General features: G+C 48.7%; 11 protein-coding genes. 5 read left to right on the top strand and 6 right to left on the bottom strand.

Annotated elements, in window-relative coordinates:
- Positions 1–37: 37 nt before the first annotated feature.
- Positions 38–508, top strand: coding sequence for a hypothetical protein (locus tag V7051_RS12155; protein WP_333875233.1), 471 nt, complete (start codon positions 38–40; stop codon positions 506–508).
- Here V7051_RS12155 and V7051_RS12150 read toward each other — a convergent pair.
- Complete coding sequence (locus tag V7051_RS12150) at positions 492–2540, bottom strand: HDOD domain-containing protein (RefSeq protein ID WP_333875232.1); 2049 nt, start codon at positions 2538–2540, stop codon at positions 492–494. The two genes, V7051_RS12155 and V7051_RS12150, sit on opposite strands and share 17 nt — an antisense overlap.
- Positions 2541–2777: 237 nt before the next feature.
- On the opposite strand from V7051_RS12150, the gene V7051_RS12145 reads away from it, so the two are divergent.
- The 4 genes from V7051_RS12145 to V7051_RS12130 all read left to right on the top strand — a co-directional run bounded on the left by V7051_RS12145 (position 2778) and on the right by V7051_RS12130 (position 6412).
- Positions 2778–3710 (top strand): Gfo/Idh/MocA family oxidoreductase, encoded by a 933-nt coding sequence (locus V7051_RS12145; RefSeq protein WP_333875231.1) that lies wholly within the window; start codon positions 2778–2780, stop codon positions 3708–3710.
- Positions 3711–3761: 51 nt separating this feature from the next.
- Entirely contained in the window at positions 3762–4859 is a 1098-nt protein-coding gene (locus V7051_RS12140) for a DegT/DnrJ/EryC1/StrS family aminotransferase (RefSeq protein ID WP_333875230.1), read from the top strand.
- 153 nt (positions 4860–5012) lie between these two features.
- Complete coding sequence (gene lpxB, locus V7051_RS12135) at positions 5013–6164, top strand: lipid-A-disaccharide synthase (RefSeq protein WP_333875229.1); 1152 nt, start codon at positions 5013–5015, stop codon at positions 6162–6164.
- A gap of 113 nt (positions 6165–6277) precedes the next feature.
- Positions 6278–6412 (top strand): hypothetical protein, encoded by a 135-nt coding sequence (locus tag V7051_RS12130; RefSeq protein ID WP_334181144.1) that lies wholly within the window; start codon positions 6278–6280, stop codon positions 6410–6412.
- Between the two features lie 87 nt (positions 6413–6499).
- Here the strand turns inward: V7051_RS12130 and V7051_RS12125 are convergent, their stop codons facing one another.
- From V7051_RS12125 to V7051_RS12105, 5 genes are all read right to left on the bottom strand, one after another.
- Positions 6500–7189, bottom strand: coding sequence for a transposase (locus V7051_RS12125; protein ID WP_333875228.1), 690 nt, complete (start codon positions 7187–7189; stop codon positions 6500–6502).
- Positions 7189–7629: a type II toxin-antitoxin system VapC family toxin gene (locus tag V7051_RS12120; RefSeq protein ID WP_333875227.1), complete on the bottom strand. Its 441-nt coding sequence runs from the start codon at positions 7627–7629 to the stop codon at positions 7189–7191. Before V7051_RS12120 ends, V7051_RS12125 begins: the two co-directional genes overlap by 1 nt.
- The gene (locus V7051_RS12115; protein WP_333875226.1) at positions 7629–7862 is read right to left on the bottom strand and encodes a hypothetical protein; all 234 of its coding nucleotides are present in this window, start codon (positions 7860–7862) and stop codon (positions 7629–7631) included. The genes V7051_RS12120 and V7051_RS12115 overlap by 1 nt, the downstream gene beginning before the upstream one ends.
- A 404-nt stretch (positions 7863–8266) precedes the next feature.
- Positions 8267–8731 (bottom strand): RHS repeat domain-containing protein, encoded by a 465-nt coding sequence (locus V7051_RS12110; RefSeq protein WP_333875225.1) that lies wholly within the window; start codon positions 8729–8731, stop codon positions 8267–8269.
- 321 nt (positions 8732–9052) lie between these two features.
- Positions 9053–16615 (bottom strand): LamG-like jellyroll fold domain-containing protein, encoded by a 7563-nt coding sequence (locus V7051_RS12105; RefSeq protein ID WP_333875224.1) that lies wholly within the window; start codon positions 16613–16615, stop codon positions 9053–9055.
- Position 16616: the final 1 nt, after the last annotated feature.

The following is a 16616-nucleotide window of genomic DNA, read 5'->3' as shown; positions in this document are numbered from 1 at the left end:
TTAACTTAAAGGTTATTGTATATAGCTGAGGAACAACATGAGGATAAAAAATTATCGCTTGTTTATATTGGGCTTTGTGGTGGCTTCATTTATTCTGCTAACGGGATTTGAACAGTCCGATGTTAATAAGGTTCTTTCTTCTTCAGCAGAAAAGCAGGCTGCATCAGAAGTAAAAAAAGATCAGTCCAACTTCATTAAACCAAAAGAGAAAAAAACAAAAAATAGACAAAAAGCGGTGCCGAATGCCAAAAATTTGGCTGCTGAAGAGGCAGAGCTTCAAAAACCGCTGGATCTTTCCATGCCGTTTAAAGATTCTGAAAGTGCCGGGTTGACGATTGAACAGAACAGGGCCGCTCAGGAAGAATCTTTAAATATATTTTCTTCCGGAAAGAATAAAATGCCGCGGCCTTTATATTTAGATGGTCAGATGTTGATGTCGCAAGAACCGGAAGGGGATAAGAGAAAATCGTTTGATGGTGCGGGAATCGTCATCAACCTGAAACGGTAGTGTCATAAGATGAGGCAAGTTTATTTTTGTCAGCGACAATTTCGGGCTGCATCACAATTCTGTTTCTGCCTTCATTTTTTGCACGATACATGGCTTGATCGGCCGCTTCGATCATGTCGTTGTAATGTGTATAGTCGGTACTATACATCGACACGCCAATGCTAACGGTCAGTAGATGGCCATGAAATCGCCCGCTCATAATCTTGCCGCGACGCTCAATTTCGGATCTTAAGCGCTCGGCGTAACCGTAGGCGCCTTTTTGATCGGTATTTCTCAGGATAAATAAAAACTCTTCCCCACCATAGCGGCCGATGAAGTCTCCGGGCCGGGTTAAGCTGCGCAAAATATCGGCAACAATCTTCAACGCATCGTCTCCAGCCTGATGCCCGCAGGTATCATTAAACAGCTTGAACTTATCTATATCGACAAAACCAATAGCGATATTTGCCAGTTTGGATTCATCCCCTTGGAAAATGTCGGTCAAGACATTGTTGACCATTCGTTTATTGAAAAGCTGTGTTAAGTGGTCGAGCTGCGCGTGTTTTTTCTGCTGGTTGTATTGTTTGGCATTAAACATAGCGATCCCCAGTTCGTATGCAATGGGCATGATTTCCGGCAGCAATTGTTCATGCATTGTTTTTTTTGATAGTGAATTATCGGCATAAAGCACACCGACCAGTCTGTTGTGATGCAATACGGGTACCGCGATAAATTCATTAGTCTTTAAACGTTGAATGATCTGGTTGTGGGGTTCCAGTTTGGTATTGATGATAACGGCTTTTTTTTCGCGCAGACATTTTAATAGCAGACCGAATATGCCGCTCATGTCGATCTCAAAAGGTTGCAGTTGTGCCTGTAATATTGATTCCGGCCACCCGTATGACGCGATCAGGCAGCGGCGTTTAGGGTCGATGGTGAACATAATACTGCGATCAAAAGAAAATTCGCCCTGTATGGCTTCCAGTGTCCGGGGTATAAACTCATCAGGGTTAAGGCTGTGATGGGGCGCTGTTAAACAGGATGACGACTTCCTGCCGGATGTATCTGCGGCTACATAAGGCTTATCCGTGCTGATCTGGCTTAGATTAATTGTCGCTTTAACCAGCGTGGCCCGTAACGTAGTTAAACCGGGCAGTTGGATGTCATAAAATTCTCGAGTAATTTTCATATCCTGATCTACCTGTTGCAGTAGAGCTTCAAGATTTAGTTGGTCAATATTGATAGCTTCGAGTACAGCACTTTGTAATTTTGAGTGGCTATCATGGGTAGCCGAGCCAATGCCTTGAATCCATGCAATATAGTTTGCGAACGAAACAATGGCAATTTCTGTCTTGTATTTAGCGTAGGGGGATGTTTCAGCCGGCTGGTTATGGTGGCAAGCGGCGATTGCCATGATTGATGTCGGTAACTGCCATTCCAGGCAAAAAATATGTCCCATCTCGGCATGTGTTATTCCAAAAAAAAGACGTTCTTCTTCAATACTTGAATTCCCGCTTTTATCCATGGACGTAATGAAATCGCTGTAAGTCACGCGTCCATAGGTTTCCATAACTATCTTACCTATATCATGTAAAAGACCTCCGGTATAAACCAGGTCAGGATCTTGATGCCCTAGTGCGAGGGCTATTCTTCTGCTTAATGAGGCTACATAAAGACAATGCTGCCAAAAAAATAATAAGTCGAAGGCTTGTTTTGAGTCTTGATGAACCAGCTTATTGTAAAGCAGCAGGTTTATCGCCAGCTGACGCACGGTCGAAAACCCCAACATGTTAACAGCACGATGAATCGAGGTTATTTTGTTGGGTAAGGCGTATGCGGCAGAATTAACCTGCTTTAGTATTTTTGCGGCCAGTACAGGTTCTGTTTCTATGATTAATGACAAGCTCTCGATTCTGGCGTTGTCGTCATTGGTGAGCTTTAACAGTTTGATAGCGACAGAAGGTACAAGATTAAGATGTTTTATTTCATCTTTAAGAATTGATCGCGCCGCTTCTTTTATTAATACGGTGTTGGCCTTATCTTCATCATTCATGATATCTGCTCTATGGCTAGGTTTTATTTCTGTGCTGTAAAAGTCTAATGATTTTTTATAAAAGATTATGAGAATTATCGATCAATATCTTCATATGCATTAAGCATAACATCAAAAATCAGTCGTACCGGCTGCCAAGTACAAAGTTTTCTGAATACATAGCGATGGTTTACAATACTGGCGAATAAGTTCGCCTCCAGGGCGGGATTGCAAATAGACAGGATGTAACATTATCAAATGAAAAAATTAAAATGCGCTGTTATCGGTACCGGTTATTTGGGCAAATTTCATGCAGAAAAATATGCGTCACTACCGGATTGCGAGCTGGTTGCCGTTGTCGATATTAATGAGGCCGCAGCCAAAGACGTCGCCGAAAAGCACGGCGCCACAGCGCTGACAGACTATCAATCCTTGCTAGGTAACGTCGATGCAGTCAGCATCGTCGTACCTACGACACTGCATTACCAAGTATCCAAAGATTTTCTCAATGCCGGCGCCCATGTGCTGGTTGAAAAGCCGATTACCGTGACGGTCGAGGAAGCCGATGAATTGATCGCCATTGCCAAGCAAAGAAATTTAATTTTTCAGGTGGGCCATCTGGAACGATTTAACCCGGCGGTATTAGGATTGGACAAGGAAGAAAAACCGCTGTTTATCGAGTCCCACCGCTTGGCGCCTTTTAATCCGCGCGCTAATGATGTCAGCGTAGTGCTGGATCTAATGATACATGACATCGATATTATTTTAGCCTTGGTCGATTCCGAGGTGGAACGCATCGATGCCAGCGGCACGGCGGTGTTAACGCAAGGCACCGATATTGCCAATGCCCGGCTGCTGTTTAAAAACGGTTGCGTGGCTAACGTGACGGCCAGCCGGATCAGCATGAAGATGGAGCGCAAAATGCGCATGTTCAGACCGTCTTCCTATGTCTCTGTGGATTTCCAGAACCGTGTTTTGACCAAGCATTGCACCGGTAAAAAAGAAATGTTCCCCGGCATTCCGGAAATAGAAACGGAAGAATCCGTTTTTGAAAGCGGCGATGCATTGCTTGAAGAAATCAAGCATTTCGTTAATTGCATTCGTACCGGCGACAATCCGCTGGTTTCCGGTGAAGCGGGGAAAAGAGCGTTGGAAACTGCGATAGCCATCACCCGTTTATTAGGCGAATAGAACGCATCGCCTTACAACACAAACAATCGATAAATACAAAGGCAATAAAACATGATACCAATGGTAAACCTGAAAGCTCAATATATTGAAATTAAAGACGAAATTGAGCGAGGTCTGGCTGAAACAATCGAAAATTGTTCGTTTATATTAGGCCCTAATGTTCAGGCTTTTGAAAAAGAAGCGGCTGACTATCTGGGTGTTAAACACGCGATTGCGGTGGCTTCAGGAACCGATGCGCTGCATCTGGCCTTGATTGCCGAAGGCATCGGTGCCGGCGATGAAGTAATCACCACCGCATTCACCTTTATTGCTACCGCGGAATCCATCAAATATGTCGGTGCGATTCCTGTTTTCGTTGATATAGATCCTAAGACTTTCAATATTTCACCGGAAGCGATAGAAAAAGCCATTACTCCGAAGACCAAAGCGGTCATGCCGGTGCATTTGTTCGGTCAACCGGCGGATATGGCGGCCATTAAGCAGCTATGCGACCAACATAATCTAAAGTTGATTGAAGATTGCTGCCAATCTTTCGGCGCGAGCATCGACGGCAAGCAAACCGGTGCTATCGGTCACTCGGCCGGATTCAGTTTTTTTCCGAGCAAGAATCTGGGAGCATTTGGCGATGGCGGTCTGGTTGTCACCAATTCCGACGAGACTGCGGCAAAGCTCAAAATGTTGCACAATCATGGCTCGGATGTCCGTTATTACCATGATGTGATCGGCTACAACAGTCGGCTTGATGAAATGCAGGCGGTTATTTTAAGAGCCAAATTAAAACGTATCGATCAATACAATAAAGGCCGCCGTCATGCCGGGCATCTTTACTCGGAGTTGATGGCCGATTTACCGTTGACCACGCCGTTTGAAGACGGTTTGGGTGAGCACGTTTATCACCAATACACCTTGCTATGCGACCGCCGCGATGAGGTGATGAAAGCCTTGCAGGATAAGCAAATTGCTTGCGCTATCTATTATCCGGTACCTTTGCATCGGCAGAATGTGTTTAAACAGGAATATGCAGCTGTCAGTTTGCCGGTGACCGAGTTTGTTGCGGCCAACTGTTTGTCATTGCCGATTTGTCCGTCGCTTGAGGATGATACTATCTGTGAGATTGTGGCGGTTATCCGGGGTGTTTTAACTGCGTAACAAACTGTTTTAATTCCATAGGTATCAATTTAATACATATCTCACCACGAAGACACGAAGTTGTATCTTAGCTGTTTCTTCATGATCTTCGTGTCTTCGTGGTGCATCAATCACTCTGCTTAAGTTGATGCCTTATTATTATGCATCTTTCCCATGCCTCAAAATAAACCCTTAAAAATCCTATTCAGCGCCGGAGAATCCTCCGGCGACCAGCATGCCGCCAATATGTTTATTGAGTTGCGCCAGCTGCATCCCGATATTAAGGGCCTCGGCATGGGCGGCGCAAAAATGGCCCAGGCGGGTATCGACATTCGTTACGATTCGGCCAATATCGCGGTCATCGGCGTGGTTGAAGTCATCAAGCATTATGCCGAAATCCGCCGCGCACTAAAACTGATGCAAGAGTTGGTAGCAGCCGAACGGCCCGACTTATTGGTTTGCGTTGACTACAAAGAATTCAACTTCAAGCTGGCGCGTTACGCCAAACAGCTTGGCATTAAAGTCTTGTTTTACGTCAGCCCCCAGGTGTGGGCATGGCGGCCGGGCCGGGTAAAAGCTTACGGCAAGGTCATCGACATGATGGCGGTGATCTTCCCGTTTGAGACCGCTTATTACGATGCCGAAAATGTGCCGGTGCGCTACGTGGGCCATCCCTCGGTAGATAAAGTCCATGCCCACTACAGCAAAGATGAAGATTTGACCCGTTTCGGGCTGGATAAAAGCAAACCGATAGTCGGCTTATTGCCCGGTAGCCGCGCCAACGAAATCAAGCGAATGTTGCCGGTCATGTTGGCTGCCGCCCAAAAAGTGCAGGCCGGGTTGCCGGAATGCCAGTTTATTTTGCCGCAAGCCGATTCAATCAGCGATGCATTGCTTGAACAATATACTGGCCAGTCGCCGCTTGCTGTTACAGTCATAAAAAACCAGCCTTATGATGTGATTCAATGTTGTGATGCGGTGATGACCACATCGGGTACCGCAACCTTGGAAATTGCCTTGTTAACCGTGCCGATGGTCATCGCCTACAAGCTTTCGGCTATAACCTATTGGTTGGGCAAATGGCTGGTCAATACGCCTTTTATAGGCTTGCCGAATATTGTGTTGGGCAAAAGCATCATAAAGGAACTGATTCAGCACGAGGCGACAGCCGAAAATCTGACGGCAGAAGTGACGCGAATTTTGACTGATAAAGTTTACGCCGATGAAATGCGCGAAAACCTGGATCAGGTTAAGCAGCAGTTGGGGCAGGGCGGAGGTTCGAAAAATATGGCACGGCTGGCGTTGGAAATGCTGGAATGCGCTTAAAGCGGAAAACCAAGCGTCCAGGATAAACTTTTCTGTTAATCTTGATCAATCGATCAACCAATCGGTAGCAAGGTTAAATCATTGAATATATAAACAGAATAAGGGAGGTAGCTATGGATATTGGAACTGCATGTAAATTGCTGGGCTATATGCTTTGGCCGTTTTTACTGGTGTTCTTATACTATTTGTTTGACAGGAAAGGCTTCAAGAAACAGCTGGAGAAGTTTAAACAAGACGGTTTTAAATAAATCTCTAAACGCATCAGTCGGGTTTGTCGCCCGGTAAAGCCGACTGATGCGTTACTATTGTTCACAACTAAAAGCAGAAATTCACGGCTAACCGGATTGACAGGGCCGCCCTGGCTTGGTTAAACCAACTTTTCGCCCCGCCATCGCTTCAACCTGTTTTTTAAAATACTCATTACCCAGTGGTGTACCAGAGTGCAAACTTGCACGAATAATATCCAACTCATCGTCATCAGCTTTTATTTCAAATAACCCGCGATACGCCGCCTGCCTCGCTTCAGGCGTATTGCCTAGCGCCAAATATTGTTCGTGTACATGGATAACAGCATTATCAACCCCTTGCGCATTAGCGGCATAACTTGACCAACGATACCGAGCAGGATGATCGACCATGCCAGCACGTACTGGATTCATCTCAATATAGCGCATACAAACCAAAAAATACGCTTCCGACTCAACAAGACTTCCTTTATGCCGACCTTCCCACAGACTGCCTCGGCGCTGATACGTTTTATTCATATACGGCACATAATGCCGCCCGATACCTTGAAACAACGTACTGATAGCCCCTGAAGTTTCAGGAGTGACTAATAAATGCACATGATTAGTCATCAAAACATACGCATGAATCAGACAGCCGCAGCCTTCCGCCGACTCTTTTAAACAACGTAAATAGACTAAATAATCTTCATCATCAAAAAAGACCGGCTCTTTATTGTGCCCGCGCTGAAACACATGTACAGGCATGCCCGGTTGATAAAATCGTGGTTTTCTGGGCATCAGGAATTCAACAGCGTTAAAGGGTGTCTCACCTTTAGCCCCTTAAAGCGTTTAAACCCCTTATCAGCTGTCACCCACTCACAATTCCATTCCAACGCCAGCGCAGCATGATAAGCATCGGGTATATCGTTACCTATCGCATTGATTTGTTCCAAGCATCCCACGAAAACTTTCCAGTGCATTGAGCCAGGCGCAAGACAAATGGCATTAGGCAAATTTCTGATTTGTTCAGTAAAACGAATGGCACTTGATAAAGTGGAAGGCACCTCAAAGACTTTAGGGTGCGTCACAACTCGCAAAAAGCCACTCAAGACCAACTCTGAATAACCAAAAGAGGCAGGGCCATTAATAACCGACTCTAACCATTGGCGATAAGCTGAGTGATTCGTCGCATCCTCTCTATGCGCATATACCAAGACATTAACATCCATTAAAAACATTAATAGCCGTCCATAATATCGTTCAAACTTCGACCATTATCAAGATTAACACCCGGCTTTAAACCTGCCCCGGAAAAAGTTTCCAGCCGCACCGGCTCATGAGGAAGAGATTGATGCGCAAAAAAATCACGCAATGCATCTTCTAAAACCTGCTTTAACGTGCAGCCTTGTTGGACTGCCTGTTGCTTTGCATAAAGTAACAATTGATCATCAATATCTACAGTGGTTCGCATAAATTAATCTCCCAATTAAAAACAGCATATAAAACAGCATATAAATATAGCATAAAAGCAATAAATGACGACAATATGTGTATTTTAAAAAGGGTCTGACCCCTTTACTTTGACCCCTTTACTTTTCTTTTTTCAAATAAATCCATGCATAGTTCAATTACCTCCAGCATAGCCGGAGGGTTACCTTCATTAATAATTTATGGGGATACTTCAGAGTCTGGCCTGTTTATTGACAAGGCTTTAAGAGGCGGATGGAGAAGTTTAAGCAAAAAACCAGGCGGGTCGGCGATATAGACCGGAAAGCCGCTTGGAGACTGCCAATACCTACAACTAAAAATATAAAACTATTTGAAAGCATTGTTTTTTGAATGGCGCGTTGCGACACTTCCGTTGGTGATCTCGCCTTACTTTGTTGTTGATTCCCAAGTAACGATGTAACTCCTGAAAGATTCCACAGAGCCAACGGCGGTTAACACATTGGCTGTATAAGGTCCCAGAATTGAAATCATACCGTTATTGTCGATTGCTAAATAGTTCCCACTGGTTGGATAGTAGCTATAGTCGTATTGCTTGTTTTGATAGGTAGTTTGCCCGGCCGTGGGCGTGCCGGCAAAAATACTGGGATAATTCGCTTGCGCAAAGGCAAACACGCGAGCGTCGGAGATGGGTGTCGCTGTCACGGCTGTACTGTCCATGGAAATTAGGTTGCCGGCCGCGTCGTAATTGTAAGTCTGTGTAGTCCCGTTAGCGAAAACCACCGACGTCAGGCGGTTCAGATTATCATAGGTGTAAGTATCGGCGCCGACCCAGGCGCTCAGACATAGGAAGGCTACAGCGAAAAGGGACTGCCTAATTTTGATTACATTCATTGATCCCGCCTTTGTTGCATTGGTTCCCAATCTCCAGATTGGAAGCCTCGAAAGCGAAGCTCTAGCTTCGCGAAATAGGAAGCTGGAGCTTCCCTTAAGTATTCGGTACGCGGTCCGCATTTGGAAAATAAAATAGCAAACAGCGTAGGGCGGTTTCGCGTAGCAAACCGCCAATCACCCACAGTAGGCGCTTGAGGCGACACACAACATCCAAATCAATTAACATCCATCGCTTGGAAAAGTCCGAGCAGAAAAACAGGTTCAAAGCTCCGTTCATGGCGGATTGCTACGCGAAGCCGCCTTACAGCTTTCACGAAACCATTATTGGCCAGCATATCCACAAGTGTCTTGCCCACTCACTGGGTCGATGCAGTCACCACCGACATCGGGAATTTTGAGCGCAGTCTCTCCAGCCCACTCTCCAGCCCAAGAGCATGACATCTCAACATATGGTGCGCCAGCCCCACTGACCGCAGCAACAGGCGCGCACCAAATCTCGGCGCTTTTCCCACCTATAAACCCACCTGTCTTCGCAATTGCACCTTTGACATCTTTCTTCACAGCCAAGGAGTAAATCTCAGACAGATCCTGCGCATCTACAGCTCCGCTTATCAACTTACTGCCAAACTTCAACGAGCCTTTTAAGTCGATGGCCGGGTGCTTTCTTCCATCACCTGGCAAGTATTTGACAAACTTCACAGTTACATCCAAAGTCTTTCCCGAGATATCAAATATCTTGCCCTTCAAATACCCAACAACTCCTTTATCCTCACCGGCCTCCTTTGAGCCACCTTCGACGACCATCCGTTGCGTTTGGATATTCCTCTTTGAGTTTCTAAGTATCTGATAATCTCGTCCTTGGACATAATGCTGCTTTTCTCGGAGTTTTTTAAATTTCTCCTCCTGCCTGTGTTTTAGAATTGCTTCTCTCGAAAGCCCACTAGGGTCAACCCCCATAACCGGATTCCCCTGCACATAAGCATACCGATTTAACGACTGCGGCTTATCCGTCGACCCCGCCAGCGCATCCAAACTCATAAACCTAGCCACATCCGGCCGATAATATCTTGCCCGCATATACTGCATGCCGTTACCGTCATCCATAACCCCCAGCTTGCCGACATAGCGGAACGGATTAACCGTGGAACCGCTCGCCGTGGTTTCCCCATAAGGCGTATAAGCATAACTATCGGTTATTATGCCAACAGCATTAGTCAGCGCCAACGTGCTGCCGGTCGGATCATAATGGTAATAACTAGCCGCATCGGCGCTGTCGATCTGCTCAACCAAGCCATAGCCATAGATATAATTTCTTTGCACGATCCCGGCGTTATTGGTTTCGGCAAGCACTTCCGGCAGCTCGCGGTTAGGATCGATTACAAAACGTGTGATATTGCCACCGATATTGCGCATGATTCGATGGCCGTCGCCGTTGTAGGCATAGCCGGCACTTTTGTTACCGCTCATAGCGGTGATCTGGTCGCGGTCATTGTAGCTGTATGTGGCTCCGGCAAGGCCGGTGATGCGTCCGGCATCGTCATGGCTTACCGCGCTATCGTTGTAGGTGCTCAGCCGGTTGGCTTTATCGTAAGTGAAGCTGCGATTGACGTTCGGCAGACTGGGTTCGAGCGGCAGCTGCGTTTCGGCTTTGGTGATGTTGCCATTACCGTCCAGCGTCATCAAATGGCTGGAGATAACCGAACCGCTAGCCGTTTTGTTGATCAGGCTGGTCTGCCGACCGGCCGCATCGTACACCATCTCGGCGCGGCTGTTGTTGCCGAACAGTGCGGAGGTAACTTGTCCGGCCTTGTTAAGTGTATAGGCGGTGGTTTTGCCGAGCCAGTCGTTCAGCGATACCAGCCGTTCGGCGGCATCGTAGCTGTAACTGACCGTCTGCCCGTCCGGATAACCCAAGGTGACGACATTGCCGATACCATCGTAACTGTAGCTGACTGTTTTGCCTAACGGGTCGGTCTTGCTGGCCATACGGTCGAGGGCATCGTAGGTGTAGCGGGTAGTGCCCGTGCTGTCCGTCATAGTCAGGCGATTGCCGTTGGCATCGTAGCTATAGGTGACAAAGCCGGCATCGGGGTAATCGATTCTTTTCACCCGGTCGAGTTCGTCGTAGCTGTAGCTTGTGGTTTTATTGTCCGGCACGGTACTGGTTTTTACGTTGCCGTTTTCATCGTAGTTGGTGACCCACTGCTGACCGTTGTCATCGGTGCGCGTCAACGGACGGTTAAGCTTATCGTAGGTGTAGCTGGTGATGTGGTTGCCGGGGTCTGTCACCGCCAGCATGTTGCCGTTGGCGTCGTAAGTCGCCCGCGTGACTTGACTGTTGGCGTCGGTCAGCGCAGTAAGACGACCGGCGGCGTCGTAAGCATACTGAGTCGTTTTGCCGCGCGGATCAATGCTGCGGATCATGCGGCCTTCGCCATCGTAGTCATAAAGTGTTTTTCCCGCCGCCGTGGTTACGGTTTTAACACGCCCGACCTTGTCGTAGGTGGTATCGGTGACGCGGTTTTCGGGATCGATGGTTTTGACGACCCGGTTATCGGCATCGTATTGGTATTGCGTGGTGTAGGCCAGCGCATTGGCCTGGGTCAGCACATTGCCTTCGCCGTCGTAAGTGGTGCTGTCGGCATGACTGTTGGCATTGACCGTGGATGTGACGCGACCCAGAGCATCGTAGTTGTAGGTGGTGGTTAAGGTCTGGTTACCGATAACTTTGCTCACTGTTTTCTGGCGATTGTCGGCATCGTAGGTGTACAGGGTGACGTTGCCGAGGGCGTCGGTCATTTTAGTGCGGTTGCCGTTCGCATCGTAGAGGTAGGCGACCCGCCCGTTCAGGGCGTCGGTCACGGAAAGCAGATTGCCGGCGTCATCCCAAGTGTTGGTAGTGACGTGATTGCGTTTGTCGGTGCTGGTCAGCACCCGGCCGAGGCTGTCGTAGGTGTATTGTTCAAAGCTTGCGTCGGGAGCGGTCGCTTTAACCAGGTTGCCGTGTGTATCGTATTCGCGGCGGCTGGTGTTGTTACGGCCGTCGGTGGTCGCGGTGACTTGTCCGGCACTATCGTAAGCCAGCGCGATGGCGGGCAGGCCGGGCGGCGTGTAGGTTTGAACGTTGCCGGTGTTGGTGTAGGCAAAATTGTGTTCGGCGCCTGTCGCACTGGCGAATGTTGAGACCCGGTACAGATTTTTAGCCGTTAATGTGGCGCTACTCAGCCAATTGCGCGTGGTGGTCGCGTTCTCGGCGTCGGTCTTGGTAGCGAGATTACCGGCATTATCCGGTGTATAGGCATAACTGGTGCCGTAACTGCCGGTTACGCCGAGCGCGCTTTGCTCCTGGATCGGCAGTGCTGCAAGGTTGTAATTTTTGCCAGCTAATCCGGTCAGAGGCATCGGCGTGGTTTTGGAGAGCTTGGCGTTGGCGTCAACCTGTTCGATCAAACGGCCTGCGGTGTCGAACCGGGCAATCGTCGCGGCACCGAGCGGCGGCGTGGTCATGGTCTGAAAACTTACTGCCGCCGTCGGGTCGCTCGCACAACTGCCGTTCGACTGTTTGGCGCAGTAAGAAAAGTTCCATGTGTTGTTCAGCGCATCCTTGACGCTGCTCGCCCCCCAGTTGCCGTATACGGTATCGACATACGTGAAGCTGCGGGCGGTATTGCTGCGCGGATCGACAATGCCGGTCAGCAAGGTTTGAGCGGTCGGTTTATTCTGGGCGAGCGTCGAGGTGTAGGCTGTGTAGTTATAGGTGGTGATTTGGTTGCGCACATCGCGTACGGTTTTAAGGCGTACGCTGGAAGCGCCGGTCTCCCAAGTGTATTCGACGTAACGACCGGAGAAATCGGTCACCCGCGCCAGACGGCCGTTGCCGTCGTAAGTGAAGGTATAGTTGCGGTTCGAAGCGTCGGTTACCGTGCCGACCTGGCCGCTGCCGTTACGGGTAATAGTCAGGCCGTTGCCGTCGTGGTCGGCGATACTAATCAATTTGCCGCCCAGGTCGGGATTCTGGAAGACGTATTTCAAGCCTTCGCGAGTTAAAAGCGTAGTCTGGCCTGCTACCGGCGTATCGCCCTTGAGCAGGTCGAAATTACCTTGATCCATCGGGTACCAGACGCCATCGGTATCCTTAAAGAAGTTTTCGCCCGAGCCGTCCTCGCGCTGCACCCAAATTTGCTTGTTACCGGTATTGGCGACGTAACCGAGCTGCAAATCCCAGTTGAAACGCCAGGGCGCGGCATCGGAAACACTGCCGCGACTGGCTTCGTAGACCCAGCTGTAGCTGTTGTAGCTACGGGTCAGTGCAAAAGAAACGCCCTTGCCGGGCACGGCAAGGTCGGTGGCTTCCAAGTGGACGTTGCCGTTCCACAGCGATACTGCATTAACGGAAGGGATATTGCGTGTTGCGGCGTTGCCGAGACGGGCGGGATGGTCGATGTTGACGGTGCTGCCAGCTACAGGTATTCCGTTGACACTCACCGCCATTTTGCCCGACAGAGTGGGCGTGCAACGGAAAGTTACGGAGGTTGCTGTAATGACCGGAGGATATGTTCCGTCTGGGGTGCAGTTATCTACCGCAATAGTGCTGTTGGAGGTAAAGCCAGAGCCGGTTACGACGAATTCTTGCAGGACATCGAGGCGGGCAGTTCCTGGCGTAATACTCTGAACCGAAGAAGTTGATTCTGATAGCGGTGTCGAAATGGACACAGAATCGATAGCACCGTAGAACCGGGATGATGACCCAGCGCCACCATACCATTGATGCATAGATAAGTAATGGGGGGCATTGCTGAAATTCAACTTGGTTTGTGTAGTGGCAGAACCAATTGATTGACCGTCTACATAGAGTGTAGAAGTGACCTCGTTCGTCACCACCTCCACATCGTGCCAAGCCCCGTCGCTTATATCCGCCTCAGGCGTGTTATGTTGACCATGATCAACCCAAATTTTGCCTAGATTGGAATTTACAAATAGAGCCAGAAAGTCAGAGCCACTATCATCTCCAACCGACCATATAGCAGCACCAGCGTCATAATTGTTAGCTTGTTGCCACCTTACCCTTGCCTTGAAATCAAGTGAACTTCCTGTAAAGTTTGGAAGAGTTACCCAGTCTTTCTGATCAAAATAGCCGCTGTTGTTGGAATTATTGAATTGAAGGTAGTGGCCGCTGCCTATAGCTGCACAAAGCGTCTTGTGTAGCACACCATTACGTCCATTACCGGAAATATCTGTCGCGGTACAGTCATCAAAATTCCAGCTCCCCCATAATGAAGTGGTTGCACCCGCAAGGTTAGCAATCTCGGCTTCGCTCAGTACCCGGTTGTAGATACGCAGCTCATCAATTGCCCCATAAAAAGGATACCAATAGTCTGAATACTTCCCTATATAAAGATCCTGTCCATTCATCGCGGAGAAAGATACCGGCTTCGTTGATGTCCGGTACAACTTGTTATCGATATATACCTTGATTCCGGTTGAAGCGGATAGGGTAATAGCCAGATGCGTCCAATCACCCACTCCTTTATGCGGAGTCCACAATGGTGTGCTCTGGTCCTGCGCCCACGAGTCAAAGGTTGCTAGTCCGAAATTTACTTCTCCTGCTGAATTTAACCAAAATATGAATCCTGCACCGCTGCGATCATGGCTTTTCGCGAGAACGGCACCGCCGCCCGCATTGGTAACTGAACTGCCATACCCATTCATGCTCTTGAGTGCGTCTAGTCTCACCCAAACAGAATATGTGGCTCCATCGGTAAATTGTAAGGCTGACGAATTTGGAATTCGGATGTGGCCGGGACTATCAACTCCGCGAAAAATCGCTGCCGTTCCACTTTTTCCTGGACCAAAGGTCACTGTGCTAGTCGGTAGACCATTGCTGGCTGTACCTGATGTCAAGTTCGCGTTGCCTTCATCGAAATTCCAATAGCCTACCAATCCCTGATTACTCGCTGTGCCACCACCAATAATTGGAGCAGCTGATTCCGTCGCCTTGGCAAGTCGCTCCTGCTGATAGCTTTGAGCCTGGCCCATCATTAGATCGCGTCCCAGAGCAAGTCCGTTGCCATTATTAACACCATTGCCGCTTGCATCCGCGTTAGCGTCAATGCCGCTAGCGGTCAGGTCAATATTCCCAGAAGCCGAAGGCGATCCGACCACCATCAGATAATACACGCCGGTATACGAAGCCCTATGTTGCAGCACCGCCGTTTGTCCGTCGCTAGTGCCTAAAGCTTCTTTCAGCGGACTTCCCGCTCTGTCGGTCAAATAGCTATTTAAAACCCCATCGTTCAAATGCCCAGTCAGCTTGAGGCTCAACAATGAACCCGACTTTGCAGTAAACCGCAGCCACCTTGTCTCCGCCAATGACAATACGTAGTTGCCGGTCTTTAGATAATCCGCTGTGGAACGCGTCGCGTAATAGCCCCGACCGTTATCGGTCACGCCGTCATTGAACCAGGCGTTGTAAACCGCCATATCGTAGTTGCCGGAAGCCGCCGCGGATCCCACTACTTTCAGGTAATAATCGCCGGCTGCCGAGACGGTATGCTCTATTTCCGAGCGTTGACCGTCGCCTACGGCTTCTTGCAGCGTGTTGCCTTTGCTGTCGGTCAAATAGCTGTACAAGTTTCCGGAATTCAAGCGGCTCGTCAGCGCGATGCTGATCCCTTGTCCTTTTAACAGGTTCATCGAGTACCAGGTCGCACTGTCGCTGACCAGCGGCTGATTGGCCGGTTGATCGTAGACCGGCAGGGCCAGGGAGGCGGCTGGTGTATCGGCTTTGGTAAGTTGTTTCAACGTATAGCTGTATGCTTGATTGGTCCTTGGATCAAGTCCTTGGGCTAGTTCGTCGTTATCCTTGATTTGGTCGCTATCGCTATCCGGCTTGCTTATATCGATGCCATGATAATATTCCGCCGCATCGAAAAGACCGTCGCCATCGGTATCGGTATCGGCGGCGAATCCTCTGGCTGTCAGGTCAATATTTCCGGAAGCGGAGGGCGACCCTGTCAATTTCAGATAATAGACTCCGGTCGATGCGGCGGTATGTTCTATCGCTGCGGTTTGCCCGTCGCTATAGCCCAGAGCCTCTTTCAATACATTTCCGGCGCTGTCGGTCAAATAGCTATTCAAAGTTCCGGAGTTCAAGTGACCGGTCAGGTTGAAGTTTAATGCTGAACCAGCGGCTGCGGAAAACCGCAGCCATTTTGTCGCTCCCGGCGTTAATACTGAATTGCCATTTTGCAGGTAAGCCGCTGTCGAGCGAGTTGTGTAGTAATCCCGGTTGGTATCGCTAACCCCGGCGTTAAACCAGGCGTTGTAAATCGTTACATCAAAATTTCCGGAAGCCGAGAGCGACCCGACCACCTTCAGGTAATACACCCCGGCCGTCTGGGCCGTGTGCTCTATCTCCGCATGGCCGGTTTGGTTCAATGCTTCTTTCAGCGTATTTCCCACACTGTCGGTTAAATAGATGGATAAACTCCCGAAACTCAGGTGTTCCGTTAATGCGATGCTGATCCCCTGTCCCGATAACAGGTTCATTGAGTACCACTGCGTATTTCCGTCAGCCAATACTTGATTGACAGGTTTGTTATATGCAGTGATGGGGATTGAATGCGTTGGAGCTGCGCCAAGCGCAGGCAATGAAATCGAAAGGCAAATACAGGCCGTTAAGAATGCGATTAACCTTTTAGTTGTGCTTTTTTCATTCATTTTATTATCCAAGTTACTAAACAAGATTTTTTTACCGATCAAATAGTTAGTCATTTTTTTCTGCTGGTGGTTTGTTGTGTCATGAAACCGGTCGACAAGCCGCGCCTTAATCTTGCTTTGTTCAAGATAGATTTTCGCAAAATTAGAGACGCCGTTTTCTTTCATT

Source organism: Methylobacter sp., assembly GCF_036845245.1.
Lineage (GTDB): Bacteria > Pseudomonadota > Gammaproteobacteria > Methylococcales > Methylomonadaceae > Methylobacter_A.
This window is presented reverse-complemented; position numbering and strand designations above follow the sequence as displayed.

Coding starts and splice junctions, on each gene's coding strand:
- V7051_RS12155 (WP_333875233.1), top strand. CDS start 38: ATGAGGATAAAAAATTATCGCTTGTTTATATTGGGCTTTGTGGTGGCT.
- V7051_RS12150 (WP_333875232.1), bottom strand. CDS start 2,540: ATGAATGATGAAGATAAGGCCAACACCGTATTAATAAAAGAAGCGGCG.
- V7051_RS12145 (WP_333875231.1), top strand. CDS start 2,778: ATGAAAAAATTAAAATGCGCTGTTATCGGTACCGGTTATTTGGGCAAA.
- V7051_RS12140 (WP_333875230.1), top strand. CDS start 3,762: ATGATACCAATGGTAAACCTGAAAGCTCAATATATTGAAATTAAAGAC.
- lpxB (WP_333875229.1), top strand. CDS start 5,013: ATGCCTCAAAATAAACCCTTAAAAATCCTATTCAGCGCCGGAGAATCC.
- V7051_RS12130 (WP_334181144.1), top strand. CDS start 6,278: ATGGATATTGGAACTGCATGTAAATTGCTGGGCTATATGCTTTGGCCG.
- V7051_RS12125 (WP_333875228.1), bottom strand. CDS start 7,189: ATGCCCAGAAAACCACGATTTTATCAACCGGGCATGCCTGTACATGTG.
- V7051_RS12120 (WP_333875227.1), bottom strand. CDS start 7,629: ATGTTTTTAATGGATGTTAATGTCTTGGTATATGCGCATAGAGAGGAT.
- V7051_RS12115 (WP_333875226.1), bottom strand. CDS start 7,862: ATGCGAACCACTGTAGATATTGATGATCAATTGTTACTTTATGCAAAG.
- V7051_RS12110 (WP_333875225.1), bottom strand. CDS start 8,731: ATGAATGTAATCAAAATTAGGCAGTCCCTTTTCGCTGTAGCCTTCCTA.
- V7051_RS12105 (WP_333875224.1), bottom strand. CDS start 16,615: ATGAAAGAAAACGGCGTCTCTAATTTTGCGAAAATCTATCTTGAACAA.